We start from the raw sequence: 25,033 nt of genomic DNA, 5'->3' as shown, positions 1-25,033 counted from the left end.
TTCCTTTCCTGGGTCGACCGAATGCCGACCTCTGCAAAGGAAGACGACGCAGCGGCGAGGGTGTGACATCCGGATTCGCCGTCGGTACGGCACCGTAGACTTGGGAGATGATCGACCTCGCACTCCTCCGCGAAAACCCGGAGATCGTCCGCCGTTCACAGGCTGCCCGTGGCAACGACCAGAGCACCGTCGACGTCGCACTCGAGGCCGATCGATCGCGCCGGGCCGCACTCTCCGCCTTCGAGGAACTGCGCGCCGAGCAGAACGCGTTCGGCAAGCAGGTCGCGAAGGCCCCCAAAGAGGAGAAGGCCGCGCTCGTCGCGCAGGCCAAGGACCTCGCCGACCGTGTGAAGCAGGCGCAGCATGCGGCGAACGAGGCTGCGGATGCCGCCGCCGCCGCACTCGCCCGGATCGAGAACGTCGTCATCGACGGCGTCCCCGCCGGCGGCGAGGCCGACTTCGTCGAACTGCGTCGGGTGGGCGAGGTGCCCGCATTCGACTTCGAACCGCGCGACCACCTCGAGCTCGGTGAGCTCCTCGGCGCGATCGACATGGAGCGCGGAGCGAAGGTCTCCGGCGCGCGCTTCTACTTCCTGCGCGGCATCGGGGCTCGCCTCGAGATCGCCCTCATGAACCTCGCTCTCGACAAGGCTCTGCAGAACGGGTTCGTGCCGCTGATCACGCCCACCCTCGTGCGCCCCGAGATCATGCAGGGCACCGGGTTCCTCGGCGAGCACGCCGACGAGGTCTACCACCTCGACAAGGACGACGACCTGTACCTCGTCGGCACCAGCGAGGTCGCGCTCGCCGGGTACCACAAGGATGAGATCGTCGACCTCGCCGACGGCGCCCTCCGCTATGCGGGCTGGTCGACCTGCTACCGCCGCGAAGCGGGTTCGCACGGCAAGGACACCCGCGGCATCATCAGGGTGCATCAGTTCAACAAGCTCGAGATGTTCGTCTACACGACCGCAGAGGAGTCCGAGGCGGAGCACCTGCGCCTCGTCGCGCTGCAGGAGGAGATGCTCACCTCCCTCGGGCTCTCCTACCGTGTGATCGATGTCGCCGCGGGCGATCTCGGTTCGAGCGCGGCGCGCAAGTACGACATCGAGGCGTGGGTGCCGACGCAGGGAGCGTTCCGCGAGCTCACGTCGACGTCGAACTGCACGACCTTCCAGGCACGCCGACTCGACGTCCGGCACCGTCCGGTCGTCGATGTGACGGATACTGCCGCTCCAGGTGCGGCGAAGACGCAGCACGTGGCCACCCTCAACGGCACGCTCGCCACCACGCGCTGGATCGTCGCCCTGCTCGAGACGCATCAGCAGGCCGACGGATCGGTGCGTGTGCCCGAGGTGCTGCGCCCCTACCTTGGCGGGCTCGAAGTGATCCTGCCGCTCGGTGACGGGCGGGCTGCTCGATGACGGGGCACTGGCTGGTCGGACTCGACGTCGACGGCACCATCCTGCTGCAGGACGAGACCATGAGCCCCGGTGTGCCCGAGGCGGTCGCGCGCGTGCGCGATGCCGGACACGTGGTGACCATCGCGACCGGACGCAGCTGGATGGCCACGCGCCGCTATGTCGAGGAGCTCGGTCTCACCGCCGACTACGTCGTGTGCTCCAACGGTGCCGTGACGATGCGCCGCGACGGTGACGACTGGGAGCGTTGGAACGTCGAGACCTTCGACCCGACTCCCGTGCTCGGACTGCTGCGCGACCGTCTTCCGGACGCCCGGTACATGGTCGAACTCGCCTCGGGGCAGAGGTTGTTCACCGAGCAGCTCGACGACTGGACGCTCGACGGCGGCCGACAGGTCGACTTCGACGAACTCGGCGCGCTGCCGGTCTCCCGCATCGTGGTCGTCTCTCCCGGGCATGACGAAGACGACTTCCATCGCCTGGTGGCGGATGCCGGCCTCAACGAGGTCTCCTACGCGATCGGGTGGACCGCGTGGTTGGACATCGCCCCGCAGGGCGTGGACAAGGGCACCGCGCTGGAGCAGGTGCGCACCGAGCTCGGGCTCGACGGCGGACGCATCCTGGTGGCCGGCGACGGGCGCAACGACATCGGCATGTTCGGCTGGGCACGCTCCCTCGAGGGACGGGCCGTGGCGATGGGGCAGGCTCCGGACGAGGTGAAGGAAGCCGCGAGCGAGGTCACCGCCGACGTCGAGGACGGCGGGCTGGCGCAGGCGCTCGACACGCTTCCAGCGCCCGCCCAGGTCAGCGCGGGAGAATAGAACTCGGCTAGACTCACGCCTTGTCGACAGATACGTCTGTCGAGGAGGGTTGTCCGAGCGGCCGATGGAGCTGGTCTTGAAAACCAGTGGGCAGAGATGTCTCGTGGGTTCGAATCCCACACCCTCCGCATAGTGAGCACGGTGACCCCGCACCGGTGCTGAATCCGAAAGGGCCCGTGTGAGCGAGAACACCCGCCGCCGCCGCACCATCGCACGACACGGTCAACTCGAGACGCCGAGTTCGCTCAGCCAGCTGCTGAAGTTCATCGCGATCGGTCTGGCCGTGGTGCTCGTCAGCGGTTTCGGTGTCGCCACTTACATCGCGTACGACTTCTCGAGCACCGTCGCGGCGAACGCCGTCGACCTGGACGGCCAGGAAGTCATCCCGCCGGACATCGGCGAGTACGAGAGCGGCTTCAATCTCGTCCTCACAGGTGTCGACACCTGTGAAGAGAAGTACAAAGATCTGTTCGGTGACCGGTGCACCGGGGGAGACGCCGAGGGCACACTCAACGACGTGAACCTTCTGGTGCACGTGTCGCAGGAGCCCCGCCGGATCACCGTCGTCAGCTTCCCGCGCGATCTGATGCTCCCCATCCCGGAGTGCACGGACGAAGACGGCAACGTGCACTCGGCGATGAGCAAGCAGCCTCTCAACACGGCCTACACGGACGGCGGCCTGAACTGTGTCGTCCAGACGATCTCCCAACTCACCGACCAAGAGGTCCAGTTCGCGGCATCCGTGACCTTCGGCGGCGTGATCGAGATCACCAACGCCATCGGCGGCGTCGACGTGTGCCTGGCGAACCCGATCAAGGACCGCTACACCGGTCTGGACATGGCCGCGGGAACGCACACCGTGGAGGGCCTTCAGGCGCTGCAGTTCCTTCGCACCCGACACGGTGTCGGTGATGGCAGCGACCTCGGCCGCATCGGCAACCAGCAGCAGTACATGTCGAGCCTCGCCCGCAAGATGATCAGCGGCGAGGTGCTGGGCAACGTGCCCGTCATGCTCAAGCTGGCGAACACGGCGCTGAGCAACCTCGAGGCCAGCACGTCGTTGGCGAACAACCCGATGACGCTCGTCCAGATCGCGCTCGCCGTGAAGTCGGTCCCGTTCGAGGACATCGTCTTCGTGCAGTACCCGACCGGTGCCGACTATGCCGACCCGAACAAGGTCGTGCCCAACGAGGAAGCGGCCGCGGCGCTCTGGGATGCGATCGAGGCGAACGCGCAGCTGCAGATCACCCACCAGAACAACAGCAACGACGGTGTCGTCGTGCAGGAGCCGACGGCGCCGGTCGAAGAGGCGACGCCGGACCCCTCTGCGACCCCGGACAACGTCGTGGCGCTGCCGGACTCGATCAAGGGCAATTCTGCGGCTCAGGAGACCTGCTCCAACGGCAACGTCCGCTGAGTCGCGACTGCATCAGCGCAACCCGTTTGCGCGTTCTTGCAAGAACTTGCGTACACTGACCCCATGTCGAAGCGACTCGCCGAGGTGGCGCGCAAGGTCGGAGTGAGTGAAGCCACGGTCAGCCGTGTGCTCAACGACAAGCCGGGCGTTTCGGATGCCACCCGGCAGGCGGTGCTGACCGCCCTCGACGTGCTCGGCTATGAGCGCCCGACGAAGCTGCGCGGCGAGCGCGCGCGCCTGGTCGGCCTGGTGCTGCCTGAGCTGCAGAACCCGATCTTCCCCGCGTTCGCCGAGATCGTCGGAGGTGCACTCACGCAGAACGGGTACACCCCGCTGCTGTGCACGCAGAACGCCGGCGGGGTGACCGAATCGGACTACGTCGACCTGCTCCTCGCGCAGCAGGTGTCCGGGGTGATCTTCCTCGGTGGCAACTACACGCAGGCGGATGCCGCCCACCAGCACTACGAGCGGCTGCGCCAGGTGAACCTGCCGACCGTGCTCGTCAACGCCCGCGTCCCCGAGCTGCAGTTCGCGACCGTCTCCACCGACGATGCGGCTGCGGCCGAGCAGGCGGTCCTGCACGTGCACCAGCTGGGGCATCGCCGCATCGGGTTGCTGCTGGGGCCGGAGGACCATGTGCCGTCGCAGCGCAAGCTCGACTCCGCGCGCCGTCTGCTCGAGAAGCTCGGAGCGCCGCTCTCGGACGACCTCGTCGTGCGCGGCATGTACTCGCTCGAGTCGGGGCAGGCCGGGGCGGCGCGACTCTTCGCCGCCGGCGCCACGGCCATCGTGTGCGCGAGCGATCCGATGGCACTCGGGGCCGTGCGTGCCGCACGGCGCGCGGGACTGTCGGTGCCGGGAGAGGTGAGCATCGTCGGGTTCGACGACTCGGCGCTGATGAGCTGCACGGAACCGCCGCTGACCACGGTGCGGCAGCCGATCGAGTCGATGGGGCGCGCGATCATCGCGCTGCTGCTCGCGCAGATCGCCGGCACCTCCCAGCCGAGCGACGAGTTGCTGTTCGAACCCGAGCTGGTGCTGCGCGCTTCGACGGGGCCACTGGTCTGACCGACACCCGGAAGGTGCGGTCTTCTGTGCGCCTGCAAGGCATTGCAAAATTCCAACAATCTGTTTAGTTCTTGCGTGGAACGTTAGAGAAAGCTACATTCGACTCATCGCCACCGACGACGAGGAGTTCCGTGGACACCGACGTTCTGCGCACGGCCGCACCCGCACGCACGCTGACCATGCCCGCGGGCGAGGGATGGTGGCGCACTGCGGTGATCTACCAGGTGTACGTGCGCAGCTTCGCCGACGGCAACGGCGATGGGATCGGCGACCTCGCCGGCGTGCGCTCACGGCTGCCCTACCTGAAGAGCCTCGGCGTCGACGCCCTGTGGTTCACGCCGTGGTACCGGAGCCCGCTCGCCGACGGCGGCTACGACGTGCAGGACTACCGGCTCATCGACCCGCGCTTCGGCACGCTCGAGGAGGCGGAGCAGCTGATCGCCGAAGCGCTCGAGTACGGCATCCGCACCATCGTCGACATCGTGCCGAACCACATCTCCGACCGGCATGAGTGGTTCCAGCAGGCGCTGGCGGCGCAGCCGGGGAGCCCGGAGCGCCAGCGCTTCTGGTTCCATCCCGGTCGAGGCGCGGACGGTGCGGAGATGCCGACGAACTGGGTGTCGAGCTTTCAGGGCGAGACGTGGACGCGCACGCGGAACCCCGACGGCACCCCAGGGGAGTGGTACCTGCACCTGTTCACACCGCAGCAGCCCGATCTCAACTGGAACCACCCCGATGTGCGGCGCGAGCACGAAGACGTCCTGCGCTTCTGGTTCGACCGCGGAGTCGCCGGGGTGCGCATCGACTCGGCGGCCCTCCCGGTCAAGGACCCGGCGCTGCCGGACCTCCCCGCCGGCACGGCACCGGCCTCGGGGCATCCGCACATCGACCGCGACGAACTGCACGACATCTACCGCGACTGGCGTGCCGTCGCCGACGAATACGACGGCGAGCGCGTGCTCGTCGGAGAGGTCTGGCTCGACGACGCGGAGCGCTTCGCCCGTTACCTGCGCCCTGGCGAGATGCACACCGCCTTCAACTTCGGGTTCATGACGCAGCCGTGGAACGCTCAGGCGATGCGTGACTCCATCACGCGCACCCTCGCCGAGCACGCGCCCGTCGGTGCCCCCGCGACCTGGGTGCTCTCGAATCACGACGTCACGCGGCCGGTCACCCGCTACGGGCAGGCCGATTCGTCGTTCGCGTTCGAGCGCAAGAGGTTCGGCACCCCGACGGACGCGGTTCGAGGCGCGCGTCGGGCCCGCGCGGCATCGCTGCTCGTCGCCGCGCTCCCCGGCAGTCTCTACATCTACCAGGGCGACGAGCTCGGTCTGCCCGAGGTGGAGCTGCCGCTCGACGCGATCGAGGACCCCATGCACTTCCGTTCCGGGGGTGTCGATCCGGGACGCGATGGATGCCGGGTTCCGCTGCCCTGGGCGGGGACGGTGACCCCTTACGGCTTCGGGGGCACCCCGTGGCTTCCGCAGCCGGACGACTGGGCGACGCTCACCGTCGAGACGCAGGACGCCGACCCCGCCTCGACCCTGAACCTGTACCGCGCGGCGATCGCCCTGCGGAAGCGGATCGCGGATCTCGCCGGCAGCGACCTGGAGTGGTTGGAGCTCGGAGCAGACATCCTCGCGTTCCGCCGCGGCGACGGCACCGTCAGCATCACGAACCTGGGTGCCGTGCCGGTGCCTCTCCCCGCGCATCACGAGGTGCTTCTCGCCAGCGCCCCGCTCGACGGTGAGCTGCCCCCGGATTCCACCGCCTGGCTCGCGCTCCGAGCCGTCCCCGGGCGCTCGTCGCGAGCGACCGACTAGCCCTGCACCACCCGATCAGCACCACATGGAAGGACACAGACAATGAAGTCACCGATGAAAGCCCTCGTCGCCGGCGTCGCCGTGCTCACGACGGTCGGCGCGCTCGCCGGCTGCACGTCGAGCGGGGGCGACGACAGTGCCGACGGCAAGACCGAGCTGCGGGTCGCGACGTTCCCCCCGGGAGCGGATGCTGCCGCCTATGAGGCGTTTGCCGAACAGGAGAAGCAGTTCGAGAAGGAGCATCCCGACATCGACATCGTGGGTGTCGAGTACGAGTGGGAGGGGCCGACCTTCGCCGTGCAGCTCGCCGGCGGAAGCCTGCCCGACGTCTTCACCGTGCCGTTCACCGACTCCAAGACGCTGCTCGAGAACGGCCAGCTGATGGACGTCACCGACGCCATCGACGAGCTCGGCTACACCGACAAGTTCAACCCGATCATCCTCGACGTCGTGACGGGCGACGACGGCAAGATCTACGGCTTCCCGCGCCAGGCCTATGCGGCCGCACTGCACTACAACCGCGACCTGTTCACGCAGGCCGGGCTCGACCCCGACAACCCGCCGGAGACGTGGGACGAGATCCGCGAGGCCGCCAAGGCCATCACGGATGCCACGGGCAAGGCCGGCTACGCGCAGATGGCGATCAACAACACCGGAGGCTGGCAGCTGACCTCGCAGACGGTGGCGCGCGGCGGTCGGACGCAGACCGACAACGGCGACGGCACGGCGGAGTCGACGATCGACAACGACGCCACCAAGGCGGCGCTGCAGTTCCTGCACGACGTGAAGTGGGAGGACAAGGCCTTCGGTTCCAAGGTCGACCTCGACTGGGGAACCATCAACCAGGAGTTCGCGGCCGGCAACATCGGCATGTACACCTCGGGTTCCGACATCTACACCGCGCTCGTGCGGGACTTCGGCATGGACTCGGCGATCTACGGCATGACGGTCGTGCCGATGGAGGGCGATGACCCCGGTACTCTCGGCGGCGGCGACATCGCCGTGATCAGCCCTACGGTCGACGACACGACGAAGGCCGCAGCGGTGACCTGGATCGACTGGTACTACATGCAGAAGCTCATGGACGAGGACGCGGCTGTCCTCGACGCGAAGACCCTGAACGAGTCCGGTCAGGCCGTCGGCACGCCGCTGCTGCCGGTGCTGAGCCGCGAGCTGTACGACGAGTCGCAGGAGTGGATCGCCGACTACATCAACGTGCCGGTCGACCAGATGGCGCCGTTCAGCGACCGCATCTGGGACCAGACGCCGGTCGGTGAGCCGAAGGTGAAGACGCAGGAGGTCTACGCGCTTCTCGACACCGCGGTGCAGACCGTCCTGACCGATCAGAACGCCGACATCGACGCGCTGCTCGCCCAGGTGCAGGCCGATGCGCAGGCGAAGCTCGACGAGTAACGCTCCATGACGATGACGCTCTCCGAGCAGCGGGCGGCGGTGGAGGACTCTCCGCCGCCCGCTGTGCGCCGTTCCCGCCGCCGCTCACCGCTCACGTGGTTCCGCGGCGGCGGGCTCGCGAACCTCCTGTTCGTGCTCCCGATGCTGTTCGTGTTCATCTTCTTCTCGTGGTCGCCGATCGTGCAGTCGGTGATCATGAGCCTGCAGAAGACGAACCTGATCGTCTCCGAGTGGGTCGGAATCGACAACTACCTCGCCGTGATCGGCGACCCCGAACTCGGTCGGGCCGTGATCAACACCCTGTGGTTCGCCGTGCTCGCTCTGCTCTTCGGCTTCCCTCTGCCGCTGCTCATGGCCGTGCTGATGAGCGAGGTGCGCCGCGGCAAGGGCATCTACTCGGCGCTCGCGTATCTCCCCGTCGTGATCCCGCCCGTGGTGGCGGTGCTGCTGTGGAAGTTCTTCTACAGCGCCGACCCGTCCGGTGTGTTCAACACCGTGCTCGGGTTCGTCGGCATCCCTCCGCAGCCGTGGATCCAGGACGCCGTGCAGGCCATGCCCTCGCTCGTGCTCGAGGCGACGTGGGCAGGCGCCGGAGGTTCGATCATCATCTACCTGGCTGCGCTCCTGGGCGTGCCGCCCGAGCTGTATGACGCGGCCGAGGTCGACGGCGCCGGCATCTGGAAGAAGATCTGGCACGTCACGCTGCCGCAGCTGCGCGGCATCCTCTTCATCATGCTGATCCTGCAGGTGATCGCCACCGCGCAGGTCTTCCTCGAACCGTTCCTGTTCACCGGCGGTGGCCCCGCCGGAGCGACCAAGACCGTGCTGCTGTACATCTACGACAAGGCCTTCCGGAACAGCCTCGGTGGCGACTACGGCGAGGCGACGGCCGTCTCGGTGCTGCTCGCGATCGTTCTCGCCCTCCTCTCCTGGCTGTACTTCAAGCTGACCGACCGTTGGAGCACGACGTGAGCCTCACCACCCGCCTGTCGACCCGTGTCGCGGAGAAGGCGGCAGAGAAGGCCGCTGACCGCGTCGGAGATCGCACGGTCATCTCCGACTCCGAGCGCCGGCGCCCCGGCATCCGCGTCGGGATGTCGATCACGCATGTGTTCCTTACCGTCGGGCTGGTCGTCGCCGGCCTCGGCCCGATCCTGTGGCTCGCGAAGTCGGCCATCACGCCGACGCAGGACACCCTGCAGCAGCCGTTCGCGCTGTGGCCGAACGGCATGGACTGGGAGAACCTGTCGACCGCGTGGAACGACATCCACATCGACCAGTACTTCTTCAACACGGTGATCATCGCGCTCGGCGCCTGGTTCGTGCAGCTGTTCATCGCGACGACCGCGGGCTATGCGCTCTCGGTGTTGCAGCCGAAGTACGCGCCGATCCTGAACGCGCTGGTGCTGGCGACGCTGTTCATCCCCGGCATCGTGCTGCTCGTGCCGCTGTACCTGACGATCGTGCATCCGCCGCTGCTGGGGGATGTGAGCCTGCTCAACAACTACCTCGCCGTGTGGCTGCCGATGGGGGCGAACGCGTTCAACATCCTGCTGGTCAAGCGGTTCTTCGACAGTCTGCCCCGTGAGGTGTTCGAGGCCGCGCGCACCGACGGCGCCGGTCCCTTCCGGCTGTTCTGGTCGATCGTGCTGCCGATGTCGAAGCCGATCCTCGGTGTGGTCTCGGTGTTCGCGATCATCGCCGCGTGGAAGGACTACCTCTGGCCGATGCTCGTGCTCCCCGACCCGTCGGTGCAGCCGCTGTCGGTGCGGCTTCCCGCCGTGCAGTCGCAGACCGAGCTCGACGTGTTTCTCGCTGCGCTCGCGATCGCGACGCTCATCCCGATCGCGATGTTCCTGATCTTCCAGTCGGTGTTCCTGCGCTCGGCCGGACTCGGGGGTGCGGTGAAGGGGTAGTCGGCGAAATGGTTGGTGGTGCATATCTGCGGTGCCACAGCCGGACGTGGCACCGCCGATATCAGTTCACTGCCTACGGAAGAGAATGCTGCCGAATCCTATGAACATGAGACATGCGCCGAGAAGGAACGTGAGAGCAGCCGAGGCGAGGTTTCCGGTTGCGTGTGTTGCGTCCGAGACATAGCCCTCAGCAATCGCCAGGACACAGGCGAGGACGATGACTGCGACCCCGACGAACCCGATACCGATCATCACCCATCGGGTGTGCTGTTTCATGATCGCTCCTAGGGGTTGCAGGCTGCGGCCAAGACGTTGCTGTAGCTTACGTCAGGCCGCCAAGCGTCGAGGTTCCACGGTGACTTGAACGGCGCGATGTCGACGTGGCATCGCAGCTGGTTGTAGAACTTGTTGCCCTCGTACCACGAGGCGACCCAAAGCTTGTACTCGGCCCACCAGTTAGAGAACGGCGTGATCGCCCAGCCAGAGCGCGGCGTGACGCTTACCGTTATACCGGAGCTGCTCTGCTTGAAGCCGACGGCTGTGATGAGGTTCCCCCTCACAGCAGGATCAGCAACGATCGGATACGCATAATCGGCGCTGTGCTCAACGACCTGAACCAAGGTATCCCCTACCTGTCCGTATCGGGTGGGCACGTCACGACCGCTCGCGTCCGTGGCCCAAGCAGGGGCGATCATGGCCGTCGGCTGGCCGGTCGCGTCAAGGATGGCGAAGAAGCCCTCTCCCACATCGATTAGCTGGCCGCCATCGGCAACGACAATCGGGTACTCGTAGCGCGTCGGCGCGGACGAATCGTTTATCAGGGTCGTGATCTGTACAGCTCCATCCTCACGCACCAGTGGGACAGTGGTGGACCCGTCCGCATTGTCGTAGTGCACGAGACCGTCCTCGTCAGCAACGCCAGCCGATGCTTCTGCTGCGTTGGGAAGTCCAATCGTCACGACGTCGCTACCTTGGTCGAGGAGAACCCCGGCGGACGCGTCCATCGGGATGGTGATGACGGTGTCCATGAGGGGAACATGTGAGACGTACTCTTCGGTGCTCGTGCTTTCTTGTGCGGTGAGCACAGCCGCGTGATCAGCTCCAGGAGTGGCCGCTTCAATTACCTCGAGGGCGCTTGTTTCGTCGCCGGGGTCAGCCGCTACTGGCGGTGAGGCCGCACCGATGTACATAGCTGCGGTGACGACCGTGGCGACACACATCCGGGCAAGGGGTTTGAGCTTCAACATGGATTTCTCTTCTCAGTCGACGACGCGCAAGATTCGCGCCCTGAACCGGGACACTCGCACGCCGGTTCCCCGTCGTCTGTAGGCCGCATGGGGGACAAGCGTCGATCCTCAGATGTGGAGCATGCGGCCGCGGGGGCCCAATTCGTGCGGATTCCCCGTGTTTTCGGATCCTCGCGCGGCTCGATCCCGAAGCTCCGCCGCTGTGCGCTACATATCGGCATTCTCTTCTTGCCGAGCGGGGTACAGAAGCGACCGTCCACCTCGGTCCGCCGCTGCAAGCGTGGCCCTGCCCTCAAGGACCAACCGGCGAAGATGATTGCGGGGTCTCGGGTCAGCCGGTGGTCGAGCGCCGCACGATCAGTTCGGGCGGGAACACGGTCTGCCGGGGGATGCTCTCGGGGTCGGAGGCCTCTTCGAGCACGATGCGCAGGGCCGTGCGCCCGATCATCCGGCTGGGCTGTCGGATCGATGAGAGCGGCACCGCGGCGGCGGCGGCGAAGGGGATGTCGTCGAACCCGATCAGCGCGATCTCGTCCGGGACGAGCACCCGTCCCCCGGCGACGAGTGACTGCAGCAGACCGAGCGCCAGCAGGTCGTTCGCGGCGAACAGGGCGTCGGGCCACTCTCGGCGCGGCCGGGTGAGCAGCTTCGCGCCCGCGGTGGCTCCCTCCTCCACCGTCATGGCCGAGGTGGGGACGACTTCGAGGTCGACGTGCACCGAGGCGTTCTCGGCGGCGGCGCGCGCACCGGCGAGCCGATCGGTGACCTGGCGCATGTCGAACGGGCCGCCGACGAAGGCGATGCGTCGTCGCCCCGCCTCGATGAGGTGCTCGACCGCGAGACGTCCGCCCGCGACGCTGTCGACGGAGACCGAGGAGAAACCACTGTCGGCGCTGAACCTGTCGACGAGCACGGTGGCGATGCCGCTGGCCCGGAATCGGCGCAGCTGCGTCATGACGTCGCCGTACGGGGCGATCAGAAGGCCGCGCACCTGCTGCTCGCGGAAGAGGTCGAGGTACACCTTCTCGCGGGAGGGGTCGTCGTCGGTGTTGCCGTAGAGGATCGCGATGCCGTGACTGGAGGCTTCGTCTTCGGCGCCGCGCACCACATCGCTGTAGAAGGGGTTCTGCCCGTCGAGGACCACGAAGCCGACCGTCGTGCTGATGCCGGCGCGCAGTTTGCGGGCGGCGTCGTTGCGCACGTACCCGAGTTCCTCGATGGCCCGGCTCACTCGCGCCACCGAATCGCTGGAGACCTCTTCCGGACGGTTGAGGACGTTCGAGACGGTCCCGACCGACACCCCGGCGCGGAGGGCGACATCACGGATGCTGACCGGCACGGCTCTCCTCTCGACGTCGGGCGGATCACGGTTCGGGCATCAGGGGTTGACCTGCGGCCCGCATCACATACACTAGCCTGAAACCCGCCTGAATCGATTCAGGTAGATTCATTCCGCACAATCATCCCCCTCAACGGAGAGGAAAGCCCGTGGTCGATGAAGCACCCGCCCGCAGTGCTCCCCCCACCGCGCTCGAGCTGCACCGTGTCGTGAAGTCCTTCGGGCCCGTCATCGCGCTGCGCTCCGGAAGCCTCACGCTGCAGTCGCGGTCCATCCACGCCCTCATCGGCGAGAACGGCGCCGGCAAGTCGACGCTCGTGAAGATCATGGCCGGGCTCTACCGGCGTGACTCGGGCGACTTCCGTCTGCACGGCGAAGACGTCGACTTCACGAGCACCGCCCAGTCGAAGGCCGCGGGCATCGCGGTGATCTACCAGGAGCCGACGCTCTTCCCCGACCTCTCGGTCACCGAGAACATCTTCATGGGGCGGCAGCCCACGGGTGCTCTCGGCCGCATCGACCGCAAGGCCATGCGCACCGAGGTCGATCAGATCTTCCGTCGCCTCGGGGTCGCACTCGATCCCGACCGCATCACCGAGGGCCTCTCGATCGCCGACCAGCAGATCATCGAGATCGCCAAGGCCATCTCGCTCGACGCCAGTGTGCTGATCATGGATGAGCCGACCGCGGCGCTCAGCGGCGTCGAGGTCGATCGGCTGTTCGCGGTCGCACGGAGCCTGCGCGACGAGGGTCGCGCGATCCTGTTCATCTCGCACCGCTTCGACGAGGTGTTCGACCTGTGCGACACGGTCACCGTGATGCGCGACGGTGCCTACATCGACACGACGCCCATCGCCGAGACCACGGTCGACGACCTCGTACGGCAGATGGTCGGCCGTGACGTCACCGAGCTCTTCCCGAAGCAGGCGGCCGAGATCGGCGACCCGCTCCTCGAGGTGCGCGGACTCACCAGCCCCGGTGTCTTCCACGACATCTCCTTCACCGTCCGCGCGGGCGAGATCGTCGCACTCGCCGGACTCGTCGGCGCCGGCCGCAGCGAGGTCGCGCGCGCCGTGTTCGGTGTGGACGGCTACCGCGAGGGCGAAGTGCGGATGCTCGGCGCCGGTGTGCCGCGCCGCAACCCCACCGCCGCCATGCGCCACGGCCTCGCCCTCGTGCCGGAGGACCGTCGCAAGCAGGGCCTCGTGATCGACGCGAGCGTCGGCGGCAACATCACCCTCGCCATCCGTCGCACCCTCGCCAAGTGGGGCCTGATCACCACCGGCATGGAGAACCGTGCGGCAAAGATCTGGGCGTCTCGCCTCGAGGTCAAGACGCACGCGCTCGACACCGTGGCGGCCACCCTCTCCGGCGGCAACCAGCAGAAGGTCGTGCTGGCGAAATGGCTTGCCACCGACCCGCGAGTGCTCATCATCGACGAGCCGACCCGAGGGATCGACGTCGGCACCAAGTCCGAGGTGCACCGCCTGCTCTCGCAGCTGGCGGGCGAGGGGATGGGGATCCTGATGATCTCGTCCGAGCTCCCCGAGGTGCTCGGAATGGCCGACCGCGTGCTCGTCATGCGTGAGGGCCGGATCACCGCCGAGCTCGACCGTGAGGACGCCACCAGCGAGAACGTCATGTTCGCCGCCACGCACGCATCGGAGCAGCACGCATGAGCACCACGGCACTGGCGACACCTGCCCCCGCCTTCGCGAAGAAGCCCGGCGGCATCGGCCGTGCACGCGAACTCGGCATCTTCGCCGCCCTCGTCCTGGTGGTCGTCGCGGCCACCGTGAAGAACCCGAACTTCCTGTTCAGCGCCGACGGGTGGCGCGACCTGCTGCTGACCCCGTCGATCCTCGTGCTCGTAGCCGTCGGCCAGGCGATCGTCATCATCACCCGCAACGTCGACCTCTCGGTCGGCTCGGTCATGGGGCTCACCGCCTTCCTGACGGGGCGGCTCTTCATCGATGTCCCCGGTATCCCGATCCCGATCGTGGTGATCGCCGCCGTGATCTTCGGCGCTCTCCTGGGGTTGGTGAACGGCGCACTGGTGGCCTTCGCCAAGGTGCCGGCGATGGTGATCACGCTGGGCACGCTGTATGCCTACCGCGGCATCAACGTGCTCTGGACCGGCAGCGACCAGGTGCACCCCTCCGATCTCCCGAAAGACTTCCTGCGCCTGGGAACCCAGCAGATCCTCACGATCCCGGTGCTCTCCATCGTCGCGATCATCGTGCTGGCACTCGCCGCCTGGTACATGCGCAACACGAGGGGCGGCCGCGAGTACTACGCGATCGGCTCCGACCCGGGAGCCGCCGAGCTCTACGGCCTCAAGACCACCCGCCGGGTGCTCAGTGCGTTCGTGCTCTCCGGCGCTCTGGCCGGCCTCGCCGGTGTGTTCTACGTAACGCGGTACGGGTCCGTGAGCTCGCAGGTCGGCTCGGGCTGGGAGCTGGATGCCGTGGGCGCGGCCGTCATCGGCGGCATCGCGATCACCGGCGGCGTCGGCTCCGTGTGGGGCGCGGCCATCGGCGCGATGCTGCTGATGACCATCAACCGGGCCCTGCCCATCCTCGGCATCCCGGACTTCTGGCAGCGCGCCGTGGTCGGTGTGCTCATCATCGGCGCGATCGTGCTCGACCGGCTGCTCGCCGTACGACAGAGACGGCAGCTCATCGAGGCAAGGGACGAATCATGACCACGACCACCACCTCCGGGGTCCGGGTGATCCGGGACTACGACCAGCCGCTGTGGCGGCGCATCCTCATCAACCGCGAGTTCGCGATCATCGGCCTGCTCGTGCTGGTCGTGATCGTGTCCGCCGTGTCGATCCGCGGGTTCGCACAGCCCATCACCGTCAACTACCTGCTGCTCGACGTCGCCCCGATCCTGCTGATCGCCCTGCCGATGACCCTCGTCATGATCACCGGCGAGATCGACCTCTCGGTCGGTTCGATGGTGGGTCTCGCGAGCGTCGTCACGGGGGTGCTCACCGAGTCGGGTGCGCCGTTCGAGGTCGCCGCCCTGGCCGCCCTCGCGGTCGGTGTCATCGGCGGAGCGTTCAACGGCTTCCTCGTCACGGTCGTCGGGCTGCCGTCGCTCGCCGTCACGATCGGAACGCTGGCGCTGTTCCGCGGACTCGCGGTCGGCCTGCTCGGGACCACTGCGGTGACCGATTTCCCGGAGATGTGGACGGCACTGGCGAAGGCGAAGATCGCCGGCACCACCATCCCCTACATCGTGATCCCGTTCCTGATCCTGCTCGCTATCTTCGTCGTGGTGCTGCATTTCACCCCGTTCGGTCGCGGCATCTACGCGATCGGGCTCTCGAAAGACGCCGCCCGGTTCTCGGGCGTGAACGTCGAGCGGACGAAGTTCATCCTCTTCATGCTGTCGGGGGTGGTCGCCGCGTTCGCCGGCATCTTCTACACGCTCCGCTTCGGCAGTGCCCGCGGCGACAACGCCACCGGGCTCGAGCTCCAGGTCATCGCGGCCGTGGTCCTCGGCGGGGTGTCGGTGTTCGGCGGGCGCGGGCACCTGCACGGCGTCGTCGCCGCCGTGCTCCTGATCGGGGTGCTCGGCAGCGGGCTCCGTCTCGCCGGCGTCACCTCTGACGTCATCAACATCATCACCGGTGGCCTGCTGATCTTCTCGGTCGTCGCAGCCAGCATCCTCGCCTGGGCGCAGCGCGTCCGTGCCAAGGCCGGGCCACCGCTCCGCGTCGCAGCCTCTCCCGCACCATGAGGCAGCCTCTCGCCGTCGGCATCCGCCCGCGGTGATCATCACGAAAGGAAGAACAATGACGTTTGCACGCAAGAGGGTCTCGGCGTTCGCCGCCGTGGCCGTCGCCGCAGCGCTCGTGCTGACCGGCTGCGCCGACACCGGCAGCGGGTCGGGCGACGCAGGCTCCGGCGAGGGCGGCGGATCCGACAACCTGTCGATCACGTTCCTGCCCAAGAACCTCGGCAACCCCTACTTCGACACCTCCAGCGAGGGCGGCAAGAAGGCCGTCGAAGAGTTCGGCGGCACGTTCGCCGAGGTCGGCCCGGCCGAGGCCACGCCCGACGCCCAGGTGAGCTACATCAACACCGCCACGCAGCAGGCGGTCGGCGCGCTCGTCGTCTCGGCGAACGACCCGAAGGCCATCTGCGACGCACTCAACGAGGCGCGGGACGCCGGTGTGAAGGTCGTCACCTTCGACTCCGACACCAACCCCGAGTGCCGCGACCTGTTCATCAACCAGGCCGACTCCGAGGGAATCGCCAAGGTGCAGATCGATCAGATCGCCGAGCAGATCGGCGGAGCAGGCGAGATCGCCGTGCTGTCGGCATCGGCCAACGCCACGAACCAGAACGCCTGGATCGAGCTGATGAAGGAGTACGTCGCGAGCGACTACCCCGACATCACGATCGTCGAGACCGTCTACGGCGACGACGAAGACCAGACCTCGTTCGACAAGACGGCGGCCCTGCTGCAGAGCCACCCCGAGCTGAAGGGCATCGTCTCGCCGACCACGGTCGGTATCGCGGCAGCGGCGCGCTACCTCTCCACGTCGGACTACAAGGGCAAGGTCGCACTGACCGGCCTCGGCACGCCGAACCAGATGCGCGAGTACGTGGAGGACGGCACCGTCACCTCGTTCGCGCTGTGGAACCCGGCCGACCTCGGCTACCTCTCGGCCTTCGCGGCCAAGGCGCTCGTCGAGGGCGACATCACCGGCAAGGAGGGCGACACCTTCGAGGCGGGTGACCTCGGCGAGTACGAGGTCGGCGCCGACGGCGTGGTCCTGCTGGGAGACCCGTTCGTGTTCAACGCGGACAACATCGGCGACTTCGACTTCTGAGTCGCCTCGCGAGAGGGCGTCGGGGCTTCGGCTCCGGCGCCCTCTCGCGTACGCCTCGGGGTCTCTGCGCGCACGCCTCGGCGTGGGGCGGGCTCCTCGGCGATGGGCGGATGCCTGTCCCGCGATCGTCCGCCCGACGCGAGAACTCCGCCTGAGGCGTGGACCCCGCGACGCGCGAGCGCGGGTCGGCGCGGATCAGCGCGGGTCGAAGCGCGTCGGAGCGTGAGTCGCGGCGACCACGGCGCGCAGCTCCTCGAGTGTCGCCGGTGCGGCGCCGAGTGCCCGGGCCTGGACGAGCACGTTGCCGAGAGCCGTCGCCTCGACCGGACCCGCGAGCACGGGCAACCCCGTGCGGTCGGCCGTGGCCTGGCACAGGAGTCGGTTGAGCGATCCGCCGCCCACGAGATGGATGCTGTCGAGCTCGCGGCCGGAGAGATCCGCGGCCGTTTGCACGGCGTCCGCGAAGGCCGCGGCGATCGACTCCACGATCGAACGGGTGAACGCCGGTCGGGAGCTCGGGGCACGGTCGCCGAGGAGCGCCGCGATCCGTCCCGGCATGTCGCCGGGTGCGCTCAACGACGAGTCGTTCGCATCGAACACGGGCACCTCGCCGGTGACCGCGGATGCCGCAGCGAGCAGCCCCGGCAGATCGATGCGTGCACCGTCTTCGGCCTCCCAGGCGCGCACGGTCTCGCTGAGGAGCCAGAGCCCCGTGACGTTGTGCAGGAACCGATAGCGACCATCCACGCCGAGTTCGTGGGTGAAGTTCGCGGTGCGAGCGGCATCCGTCAGCACCGGTTGCGCGAGTTCCACGCCGACCAGGCCCCACGTTCCGCAGGAGATGTACGCGGAGTGCGGTGTCGACAGGGGAGCGGCGACGACGGCCGATGCGGTGTCGTGCGAGCCGACCGCGATCACGGGCAGGTCGATGCCGATGGTCGCCACGAGCTCGGGCCGAAGGCGGCCGATGGTCGTGCCGGGATCGACGAGCGGCGGCAGGATGCGGGACGGGATGCCGAGGCGATCGGCCAGCTCGTCGTCCCAGTCGCCGGATTCGACGCCCAGTAGCCCGGTGGTCGAGGCGTTCGTGCGCTCGGCCACCGCGACACCGGTGAGCAGGAATGCGATGAGGTCGGGGATCAGGAGCGCGGTATCGGCCTCGGCGAGGCGTTCGTCGACGCGGTACTGGTACAGCGTGTTGAACGGCAGGAACTGCAGGCCGTTGCGCTGATACAGCTCGGAGAACGGCGCGATCGCGTGCACCTCGTCGACGCCACGAGCGGAGCGCTCATCGCGGTAGTGGAAAGGCTCGGCGAGCAGCTCGCCGTCTTTCAGCAGGCCGTAGTCGACGGCCCACGAGTCGATGCCGATGCTCTCGATGCGCGGCTCCCGGCGCACGGCCTCGGCGAGCCCTGCCACGACGTGCTCGTACAGGGCGGCGAAGTCCCAGTGCAGTCCGTCTGCGCGCGCGACCGGACCGTTCGGGAACCGCGACACGAGCTCGAGGTCAAGCTGTCCGTCGCCGATGCGCCCGATCATCACGCGCCCGCTGGTCGCGCCGAGGTCGACCGCCGCGACCGCGCGGACGCTCATCGGGGTTCTCCGTTCGTCGAGTGCACGGCATCCGCCCGAGTGCACGGCCGGTCGACGTGAACAGGGCGTGCACTCGGCGCGAAGCCGTGCATTCGACGGATGGGAGTCATCGCAGGAACGCCGCGGCGACGCCGGAGTCGACGGGGATGTGCAGGCCCGTGGTGCGGCTGAGCTCGGGGCCTGTGAGCACATAGACCGCGTCTGCGACGTTCTCGGGGACGACCTCGCGCTTGAGGATCGTGCGGTTGGCGTAGAACTGGCCGAGGTCCTCTTCGGCGACACCGTAGGTCGCGGCGCGGTTGGCGCCCCAGCCCGAGGCGAAGATGCCGGAGCCGCGCACGACGCCGTCGGGGTTGATGCCGTTCACGCGGATGCCGAACTCGCCGAGCTCGACCGCGAGCAGTCGCACCTGGTGGGCCTGGTCGGCCTTGGTCGCGGAGTAGGCGATGTTGTTCGGGCCGGCGAAGACCGAGTTCTTCGAGGAGATGTAGATGATGTCGCCGCCGAGCTTCTGATCGATGAGCACGCGCGCGGCGGCCTTCGAAACGAGGAACGAGCCCTTGGCCATGACGTCGTGCTGCAGATCCCAGTCCTTCTCGGTGGTCTCCAGGAGCGGCTTCGAGAGCGAGAGCCCGGCGTTGTTCACGACGAGGTCGATACCGCCGAACGCGAGCACCGCCTCGTTCAGCGCGGCCTGCACGGCATCGGCATCCGCGACGTTCGCGGCGACACCGATCGCGACATCCGTGTTCCCGAGTTCCGCGGCGGCGGCCTGGGCCTTCTCGAGGTCGAGGTCGGCGATCACGACGCAGGCGCCCTCGGCGGCGAGACGGGTGGCGATGGCCTTGCCGATGCCGGAGGCGGCGCCGGTGACGAATGCGATGCGACCCTGGTGCGTTTTCGGCTTCGGCAGGCGCTGCAGCTTGGCCTCTTCCAGCGCCCAGTACTCGATGCGGAACTTCTCGGCGTCCGAGATCGGCGCATAGGTCGACAGCGCCTCGGCGCCGCGCATCACGTTGATCGCGTTGACGTAGAACTCGCCGGCGACGCGGGCGGTCTGCTTGTTCGCGCCGTAGGAGAACATGCCCACACCGGGGATCAGCACGATGAGCGGGTCGGCTCCGCGGATCGCGGGCGACTCGGCGGTGGCGTGCACGTCGTAGTAGGCCTGGTAGTCGGCGCGATACTGCTCGTGCAGCTCATGCAGTCGGGCGATCTGCTCCTCGGCGGAAGCCGTGGCCGGCAGATCGAGGATCAGCGGCTTGACCTTGGTGCGCAGGAAGTGATCGGGGCAGCTGGTGCCGAGGGCTGCCAGCTCGGGCGCCTTCTCGGATGCCAGGAAGTCGAGGACCACATCGGCGTCGGTGAAGTGTCCGACCATCGGCTTGTCAGTCGATGCGATGCCGCGGACGGTCCCGGCGAGGGCGGCTGCACGCTCCCGGCGCTCGTCCGCGGCCAGGGCCTCGAATCCGGCGCGGACGCCGCCGAACGGCTGGTCCTTGCCATGTGCGGCGATGTACTCGGCGGCGGTGTCGATGATCCACAGCGAGTTCGCCTCGGCCTCCTCCGAGGTGTCGCCCCAGGCCGTGATGCCGTGGCCGCCGAGGATCGTGCCGATCGCCTGCGGGTTCTGGGCCTTGATCGCGGCGATGTCGAGACCGAGCTGGAAGCCGGGGCGACGCCAGGGAACCCACACGACCTTGTCGCCGAAGATGGTCGCCGTCAGCGCCTCGCCGTCGGCGGCCGTGGCGATCGCGATGCCGGAGTCGGGGTGCAGGTGGTCGACGTGCGCAGCATCCACGAGCCCGTGCATGGCGGTGTCGATCGAGGGGGCCGCTCCGCCCTTGCCGTGCAGGCAGTAGTCGAAGGCGGCGACCATCTCGTCTTCGCGGTCGATGCCGGGGTACACGTCGACGAGCGCGCGCATGCGGTCGAGGCGCAGCACGGCGAGGCCGCTCTCCTTGAGGGTGCCGAGGTCGCCGCCGGAGCCCTTGACCCACATCAGCTCGACCGGCTGCCCCGTCACGGGGTCGGTCTCGGTGCCCTTGGCGGAGGTGTTCCCGCCGGCGTAGTTCGTGTTCTTCGGGTCGGCGCCGAGGCGGTTCGACCGGGCGATCAGGGCGGCGGCGGTGGGGTTCGTCATGACTCTCCAAGACAGGGGCGATGCACACGACCATGTGCACTCATGCTGTTACTTCTTGTGAAAGATAACATGAAACCACGTTTGCGGGAAGCGCTCAGAGGATGTCGGCGGTCTGCCGGAAGGGGCTCAACCGCTCGTCTCCCGGGTCGAGTTCCGTGATGAGCACCGAGATCTCCTCCCGTTCCAGCGCCCGCGCCACGGAGCGTCGCTCGAGCTTGCTGGAGTCGACGCACACCACGGTGGTGCCGGCGTTCGCGGCCATCGCCTGCTTCAGCTCCGCCTCGTCGACAGACACCTCCGAGGTGCCGTCCGCGCTGTCGAGGGCATCCGCCGACGAGAAGAAGATGTCGAAGTACACCGACCGCATGCTCCGGCGCGCGATCGGTCCGACCAGGCTGCCCGTGGTCGGCTCGGCGGTCCCGCCGGAGATCACCGCCGTGACGCCGTCGAGCGGCTGCAGCAGTTGGAACGACTCGAACGAGTTCGTGTACGCCGTGAGTCCCGTTCTCGGGCCGACGATCGAGGCGAGCATGTTGACCGTCGAGGAGGCGTCGAGCGCGATGCTGCCCTGGTCTGGGACGAGCCGGAGCGCCTTCTCGGCGATCGTCCGCTTCGCGCTCGCCCGGATGGCCCGCCGCGCATCGAACGGGCGGGCTCGCGGAGCCGCGGTCGCCCCGCCGCGCACGCGACGCACGCGCCCCTCCGCCTCGAGCTCGAGCAGGTCGCGCCGGATCGTCATCGACGACACGGAGAAGAGATCGGCGGCCGCCTCGATCATGACGCCCTGGGGGCCGTTCGCGAGTTCGACGAGTTCGTCTCTGCGGCGCTGCGCCTCGAGATTGCCGGAAAGAGCCATGGGAGGAATCTATCCGGTGCGCGCGAGGCCGACGCTATCGGGTGCGTCGTCGACGAGCCGCGACGGAGAGCTGGATGAGGACGCCTCCGAGCACCACCGCGAGCACGCCGGTGAGCAGCACCGGGAGGGGGGCGGACCCGCTGTCCGCCAGAACCGGGCCGCTCCCCGGCGACGGTTCGGGCGGCCCGGGCGCGAAGGCGAAGCGAGCCGATGTCGCTGCGGGCGCGAGGAGCCCGGTGAGTTCGTATGCGGCCGGATCGAGGACGTACTCGCCTCCGGACGAGACGAGGTCCAGCGCGAGCGAGCACGAGACGTCCGTCGGTCCGAGGCTCCCGCGACCGACGATGCCCGCCGACGTCACGTCGAGCGCGCCGTTCGGGCAATCCGTTTCGATGGCCGGGCTCTCGGCGGGAACGAGACCGGCGGGCAGAGCGAGGTCGAAGCTCCATTCCGGCTTCGCGCCGCTGGGCACCGCCGGCGATCCCGCGAGGTGCGTGTTGGTGACGGTGAGAAGGAATCGGGCCGGCTGGTCGGAGGCGTAGGAGTCGCCGCTCGGGGGAGCCGCGATCACCGCATCGAGTTGCGGAGTCGTGTCGATGAGGGCGAGATTGTCGAAGGCGTTGTCGTCGCCACCGCCCCCACCCAGGTTGTTGAGCAGCGCGACCTCGACGCTCGGCGACTGCGCCAGCAGCGACGTGAATCCTCGGAAGGTGCCCACGTTGTTCCCGTTGATCTGGTGGACGGGCAGGTCGCACGCGGCGATCGGTCCGGGAAAGGCGGCGACCGGAGGGGAAACGCCGTCGTCGAGCTGCACCGCCAGGTCGACGGGGTTCGTGGTCCAGCAGTTCGCCTGGGCCACATCGACCGTCGCGGTGTAGTAGTGCCCGGCGATCACCGGCACCGCGGTCGCGGCCATCACTCCGGCGGGCGAGTCTCCCTGGGTGTAGGAACTCACCGCGTGATTCGCGGTGGGCTCGGCGCGGGGCACGGACGGATACGGGTAGTCGGGCTCGGCGGCCCAGGAGCCCAGGGTCCTCGCGAGGCTGCGAGACTGGTTCCAGCCGTCCTGCAGGCAGTCCGCCGCCTGGGAGGCGGTGGGAACGGTCGAGACGTCATCCCCGGCGACGATGAGCCCGTTGCAGAACTGCCCGTTCCATGCGGGCTCGGCGCTGTAGCGCTCGCCGCCGCGTCCGACGTATCCCGGCACCGGTGGGGCGACACCGTCGTCGTAGTCCGCGATCGTCTGCACGAACTCCGGCGTCGCCGGAGGAACGGGGCCCTCGAATCCCTCGTACAGCACCACGGTCGGCGCTGCCATGACGCCAGGCGACCCCGGTGCGGCAGCAGCAGACGGGGCGCCCGACGCGATGATCACGCCGAGCGCTGCGGTCGCTCCCACGAGGGGGAGCGACCGACGCACGCGTGACCTGCGAAGGGCCGGCATGTCTTGAAGGTACGCCCCGGGCCCCCCGCTGTCGATGGGTTGCGGTCAGGCGCCCCAGCCGGCCTGCACGCCGCCGACGCGGTCGGCGGCGATCTTCTGCTGGTAGCCGGATGCGGCGTAGGCGGCCATCGGGTCGGCGGCCAGACCGCGCGACTCGCGCCACTCGGCCAGGGCCGGGCGCACGTCGGTGTAGAACGCATCCATGAAGACCGCGTTCGCGGCGAGCACGTCGCCCGACTTCTGCGCGGCGGTGAGCGCATCGTGGTCGACGAGCAGCGCGCGGGCGGTCATCTCCTGCACGTTGAGCACGGAGCGGATCTGGCCGGGGATCTTGTCCTCGACGTTGTGGCACTGGTCGAGCATGAATGCCACGTCGGGATTGTTGAGGCCACCACCGCGGATCACCTCGAACAGGATGCGGAACAGCTGGAACGGATCGGCCGCGCCGACGATCAGGTCGTCGTCGGCGTAGAAGCGCGAGTTGAAGTCGAACGAGCCGAGCTTGCCGAGGCGCAGCAGCTGCATCACGATGAACTCGATGTTGGTTCCGGGGGCGTGGTGACCGGTGTCGAGGCAGACCATGGCCTTCTCGCCGAGGGCGCTGACCTGGGCGTAGGACGTGCCCCAGTCGGGAACGTCGGTGTGGTAGAACGCCGGCTCGAAGAACTTGTACTCGAGCACGAGGCGCTGGTCGTCGCCGAGGCGCGCGTAGATCTTCTGCAGCGACTCCTGCAGGCGGTCCTGCCGGCCGCGGAGGTCTGCCTGGCCCGGGTAGTTCGAGCCCTCGGCCAGCCAGATCTTGAGGTCACGGCTGCCGGTGGCGTCCATCACGTCGATGCAGGCGAGGTGGTGGTCGATGGCCTTCTGGCGGACACCTGCGTCTTCGTGCGTGAGGGCGCCGAACTTGTAGTCGTCGTCCTGGAAGGTGTTGGAGTTGATGGTGCCGAGCGTGACGCCCAGGTCTTCGGCGTGCTTGCGCAGATCGTCGTACGAGTCGACGAGGTCCCACGGGATGTGCAGTGCGACCGAGGGGGCGAGAGCGGTGTACTTGTGGACCTGCGCCGCATCGGCGATCTTCTCGAACGGGTCGCGCGGGGTGCCGGGGGTGCCGAACACCTTGAACCGGGTGCCGGAGTTGCCGAACGCCCAGCTGGGCAGCTCGATGCCCTGCTTCTCGAGGGTTGCGAGGTGGTCGGGGGAGAGGATGCTCACGATGCACTGCTTTCTGAGTCGTTGCCGGATCTGGAGTCGTCGTCGGATGCTGCGTGCCCGCCGGCGGCGGCGAGCTGGTCTTCGAGGTGGAAGACCTCGGTGAGCGCAGTGGCGGCCTGGTCGGGCCGACCGTCGAGGCCGTGGAAGAACCGGCTCATCTCGGCCTCCCAACGCGCAGCGACCGGAGAGGCTGCGAGGTACGCCTGAGCGGCGGCATCGTCATCGGTCTCGTAGTAGCCGACGAGGGTGCCGTGGTCGCCGAGGAACAGCGTGTAGTTGCGGCGTCCGGCGGCGGCGATCTCGGCGAGCATCTCCGGCCACACCGGGGAATGCCGTGCGAGGTACTCGTCGAGCAGCTCGGCACGGATCTGGAGCTGGAAGGCGACGCGCGTCATGGGGCTCCTCTGCCGAGTGACGTAGTTTCTGAATCGTTTCAATCATCATCGTAGGCCGAGCCGATGACACCCGTCA

Annotated in this window: 21 protein-coding genes and 1 tRNA gene; 13 read left to right on the top strand and 9 right to left on the bottom strand. The window is 68.0% G+C overall.

The features are described 5' to 3' along the window. Window positions 1–107 precede the first annotated feature (107 nt). The 9 genes from serS (at window position 108) to ACIOTO_RS03855 (ending at window position 9,879) form a co-directional block, all read left to right on the top strand. Window positions 108–1,424 (top strand): serine--tRNA ligase, encoded by a 1,317-nt coding sequence (gene serS / locus ACIOTO_RS03895; protein ID WP_400856597.1) that lies wholly within the window; start codon window positions 108–110, stop codon window positions 1,422–1,424. Beyond that, entirely contained in the window at window positions 1,421–2,242 is an 822-nt protein-coding gene (locus tag ACIOTO_RS03890) for an HAD family hydrolase (RefSeq protein ID WP_029263736.1), read from the top strand. The genes serS and ACIOTO_RS03890 overlap by 4 nt, the downstream gene beginning before the upstream one ends. Before the next feature lie 43 nt (window positions 2,243–2,285). After that, window positions 2,286–2,370 (top strand) — tRNA-Ser (locus ACIOTO_RS03885). A gap of 50 nt (window positions 2,371–2,420) precedes the next feature. Beyond that, window positions 2,421–3,659 carry an LCP family protein gene (locus ACIOTO_RS03880; protein WP_400856595.1) on the top strand — a complete coding sequence of 413 codons (1,239 nt, stop codon included), beginning with the start codon at window positions 2,421–2,423 and terminating at the stop codon, window positions 3,657–3,659. 63 nt (window positions 3,660–3,722) lie between these two features. Continuing rightward, on the top strand, window positions 3,723–4,727 hold the full coding sequence (locus ACIOTO_RS03875; RefSeq protein ID WP_400856593.1) for a LacI family DNA-binding transcriptional regulator: 1,005 nt from the start codon (window positions 3,723–3,725) through the stop codon (window positions 4,725–4,727). A gap of 179 nt (window positions 4,728–4,906) precedes the next feature. Then, a complete protein-coding gene (locus ACIOTO_RS03870) occupies window positions 4,907–6,550 on the top strand; it encodes a glycoside hydrolase family 13 protein (RefSeq protein ID WP_400858072.1) in 1,644 nt (547 codons plus the stop codon). Window positions 6,551–6,592: 42 nt separating this feature from the next. Then, complete coding sequence (locus ACIOTO_RS03865) at window positions 6,593–7,963, top strand: ABC transporter substrate-binding protein (RefSeq protein ID WP_400856591.1); 1,371 nt, start codon at window positions 6,593–6,595, stop codon at window positions 7,961–7,963. A gap of 6 nt (window positions 7,964–7,969) precedes the next feature. Then, window positions 7,970–8,935, top strand: coding sequence for a carbohydrate ABC transporter permease (locus ACIOTO_RS03860; RefSeq protein ID WP_400856589.1), 966 nt, complete (start codon window positions 7,970–7,972; stop codon window positions 8,933–8,935). Beyond that, on the top strand, window positions 8,932–9,879 hold the full coding sequence (locus tag ACIOTO_RS03855; RefSeq protein ID WP_400856588.1) for a carbohydrate ABC transporter permease: 948 nt from the start codon (window positions 8,932–8,934) through the stop codon (window positions 9,877–9,879). Before ACIOTO_RS03860 ends, ACIOTO_RS03855 begins: the two co-directional genes overlap by 4 nt. A gap of 66 nt (window positions 9,880–9,945) precedes the next feature. Here ACIOTO_RS03855 and ACIOTO_RS03850 read toward each other — a convergent pair whose 3' ends face one another. The 3 genes from ACIOTO_RS03850 to ACIOTO_RS03840 form a co-directional block, all read right to left on the bottom strand. Continuing rightward, complete coding sequence (locus tag ACIOTO_RS03850; RefSeq protein ID WP_215068034.1) at window positions 9,946–10,155, bottom strand: hypothetical protein; 210 nt, start codon at window positions 10,153–10,155, stop codon at window positions 9,946–9,948. Between the two features lie 8 nt (window positions 10,156–10,163). After that, window positions 10,164–11,126: a DUF2599 domain-containing protein gene (locus tag ACIOTO_RS03845; RefSeq protein ID WP_400856585.1), complete on the bottom strand. Its 963-nt coding sequence runs from the start codon at window positions 11,124–11,126 to the stop codon at window positions 10,164–10,166. Between the two features lie 331 nt (window positions 11,127–11,457). Continuing rightward, window positions 11,458–12,465: a LacI family DNA-binding transcriptional regulator gene (locus tag ACIOTO_RS03840; RefSeq protein ID WP_029263743.1), complete on the bottom strand. Its 1,008-nt coding sequence runs from the start codon at window positions 12,463–12,465 to the stop codon at window positions 11,458–11,460. Window positions 12,466–12,614: 149 nt separating this feature from the next. Between ACIOTO_RS03840 and ACIOTO_RS03835 the strand changes: the two genes are divergently transcribed. The 4 genes from ACIOTO_RS03835 to rhaS are packed head-to-tail and all read left to right on the top strand — an operon-like array spanning window position 12,615 to window position 17,314. After that, entirely contained in the window at window positions 12,615–14,144 is a 1,530-nt protein-coding gene (locus tag ACIOTO_RS03835) for a sugar ABC transporter ATP-binding protein (protein ID WP_029263744.1), read from the top strand. Beyond that, window positions 14,141–15,169 carry an ABC transporter permease gene (locus ACIOTO_RS03830; RefSeq protein ID WP_029263745.1) on the top strand — a complete coding sequence of 343 codons (1,029 nt, stop codon included), beginning with the start codon at window positions 14,141–14,143 and terminating at the stop codon, window positions 15,167–15,169. Before ACIOTO_RS03835 ends, ACIOTO_RS03830 begins: the two co-directional genes overlap by 4 nt. Further along, complete coding sequence (locus ACIOTO_RS03825) at window positions 15,166–16,215, top strand: ABC transporter permease (protein WP_029263746.1); 1,050 nt, start codon at window positions 15,166–15,168, stop codon at window positions 16,213–16,215. The genes ACIOTO_RS03830 and ACIOTO_RS03825 overlap by 4 nt, the downstream gene beginning before the upstream one ends. Before the next feature lie 55 nt (window positions 16,216–16,270). Beyond that, window positions 16,271–17,314, top strand: a complete 1,044-nt coding sequence (gene rhaS / locus ACIOTO_RS03820) for a rhamnose ABC transporter substrate-binding protein (protein ID WP_091035684.1) — start codon at window positions 16,271–16,273, stop codon at window positions 17,312–17,314. Between the two features lie 195 nt (window positions 17,315–17,509). Here the strand turns inward: rhaS and ACIOTO_RS03815 are convergent, their stop codons facing one another. From ACIOTO_RS03815 to ACIOTO_RS03790, 6 genes are all read right to left on the bottom strand, one after another. After that, window positions 17,510–18,907 (bottom strand): rhamnulokinase family protein, encoded by a 1,398-nt coding sequence (locus ACIOTO_RS03815; protein ID WP_400856582.1) that lies wholly within the window; start codon window positions 18,905–18,907, stop codon window positions 17,510–17,512. A gap of 106 nt (window positions 18,908–19,013) precedes the next feature. Then, a complete protein-coding gene (locus ACIOTO_RS03810) occupies window positions 19,014–21,050 on the bottom strand; it encodes a bifunctional aldolase/short-chain dehydrogenase (RefSeq protein ID WP_400856580.1) in 2,037 nt (678 codons plus the stop codon). A gap of 94 nt (window positions 21,051–21,144) precedes the next feature. Next, window positions 21,145–21,906 carry a DeoR/GlpR family DNA-binding transcription regulator gene (locus ACIOTO_RS03805; RefSeq protein ID WP_400856579.1) on the bottom strand — a complete coding sequence of 254 codons (762 nt, stop codon included), beginning with the start codon at window positions 21,904–21,906 and terminating at the stop codon, window positions 21,145–21,147. 34 nt (window positions 21,907–21,940) lie between these two features. After that, window positions 21,941–23,350 (bottom strand): hypothetical protein, encoded by a 1,410-nt coding sequence (locus tag ACIOTO_RS03800; RefSeq protein WP_400856577.1) that lies wholly within the window; start codon window positions 23,348–23,350, stop codon window positions 21,941–21,943. A 45-nt stretch (window positions 23,351–23,395) separates the two neighbouring features. After that, a complete protein-coding gene (rhaI, locus tag ACIOTO_RS03795; RefSeq protein ID WP_262002198.1) occupies window positions 23,396–24,562 on the bottom strand; it encodes an L-rhamnose isomerase in 1,167 nt (388 codons plus the stop codon). Continuing rightward, window positions 24,559–24,957 carry an L-rhamnose mutarotase gene (locus ACIOTO_RS03790; RefSeq protein ID WP_400856576.1) on the bottom strand — a complete coding sequence of 133 codons (399 nt, stop codon included), beginning with the start codon at window positions 24,955–24,957 and terminating at the stop codon, window positions 24,559–24,561. The genes rhaI and ACIOTO_RS03790 overlap by 4 nt, the downstream gene beginning before the upstream one ends. Between the last annotated feature and the right edge of the window lie 76 nt (window positions 24,958–25,033).

The organism is Microbacterium sp. NPDC087592 (genome assembly GCF_044743585.1).
In the GTDB taxonomy this organism is placed as follows: domain Bacteria; phylum Actinomycetota; class Actinomycetes; order Actinomycetales; family Microbacteriaceae; genus Microbacterium.
Note: the sequence above shows the minus strand (reverse complement) of the source record. Positions and strands in the feature narration are given on the sequence as shown.

Excerpts from the sequence above, each read along its gene's own strand:
- serS (WP_400856597.1), top strand. The coding sequence starts at position 108 with ATGATCGACCTCGCACTCCTCCGCGAAAACCCGGAGATCGTCCGCCGT.
- ACIOTO_RS03890 (WP_029263736.1), top strand. The coding sequence starts at position 1,421 with ATGACGGGGCACTGGCTGGTCGGACTCGACGTCGACGGCACCATCCTG.
- ACIOTO_RS03875 (WP_400856593.1), top strand. The coding sequence starts at position 3,723 with ATGTCGAAGCGACTCGCCGAGGTGGCGCGCAAGGTCGGAGTGAGTGAA.
- ACIOTO_RS03870 (WP_400858072.1), top strand. The coding sequence starts at position 4,907 with ATGCCCGCGGGCGAGGGATGGTGGCGCACTGCGGTGATCTACCAGGTG.
- ACIOTO_RS03865 (WP_400856591.1), top strand. The coding sequence starts at position 6,593 with ATGAAGTCACCGATGAAAGCCCTCGTCGCCGGCGTCGCCGTGCTCACG.
- ACIOTO_RS03860 (WP_400856589.1), top strand. The coding sequence starts at position 7,970 with ATGACGATGACGCTCTCCGAGCAGCGGGCGGCGGTGGAGGACTCTCCG.
- ACIOTO_RS03850 (WP_215068034.1), bottom strand. The coding sequence starts at position 10,155 with ATGAAACAGCACACCCGATGGGTGATGATCGGTATCGGGTTCGTCGGG.
- ACIOTO_RS03845 (WP_400856585.1), bottom strand. The coding sequence starts at position 11,126 with ATGTTGAAGCTCAAACCCCTTGCCCGGATGTGTGTCGCCACGGTCGTC.
- ACIOTO_RS03830 (WP_029263745.1), top strand. The coding sequence starts at position 14,141 with ATGAGCACCACGGCACTGGCGACACCTGCCCCCGCCTTCGCGAAGAAG.
- ACIOTO_RS03825 (WP_029263746.1), top strand. The coding sequence starts at position 15,166 with ATGACCACGACCACCACCTCCGGGGTCCGGGTGATCCGGGACTACGAC.
- rhaS (WP_091035684.1), top strand. The coding sequence starts at position 16,271 with ATGACGTTTGCACGCAAGAGGGTCTCGGCGTTCGCCGCCGTGGCCGTC.
- ACIOTO_RS03815 (WP_400856582.1), bottom strand. The coding sequence starts at position 18,907 with ATGAGCGTCCGCGCGGTCGCGGCGGTCGACCTCGGCGCGACCAGCGGG.
- ACIOTO_RS03810 (WP_400856580.1), bottom strand. The coding sequence starts at position 21,050 with ATGACGAACCCCACCGCCGCCGCCCTGATCGCCCGGTCGAACCGCCTC.
- ACIOTO_RS03805 (WP_400856579.1), bottom strand. The coding sequence starts at position 21,906 with ATGGCTCTTTCCGGCAATCTCGAGGCGCAGCGCCGCAGAGACGAACTC.
- ACIOTO_RS03800 (WP_400856577.1), bottom strand. The coding sequence starts at position 23,350 with ATGCCGGCCCTTCGCAGGTCACGCGTGCGTCGGTCGCTCCCCCTCGTG.
- ACIOTO_RS03790 (WP_400856576.1), bottom strand. The coding sequence starts at position 24,957 with ATGACGCGCGTCGCCTTCCAGCTCCAGATCCGTGCCGAGCTGCTCGAC.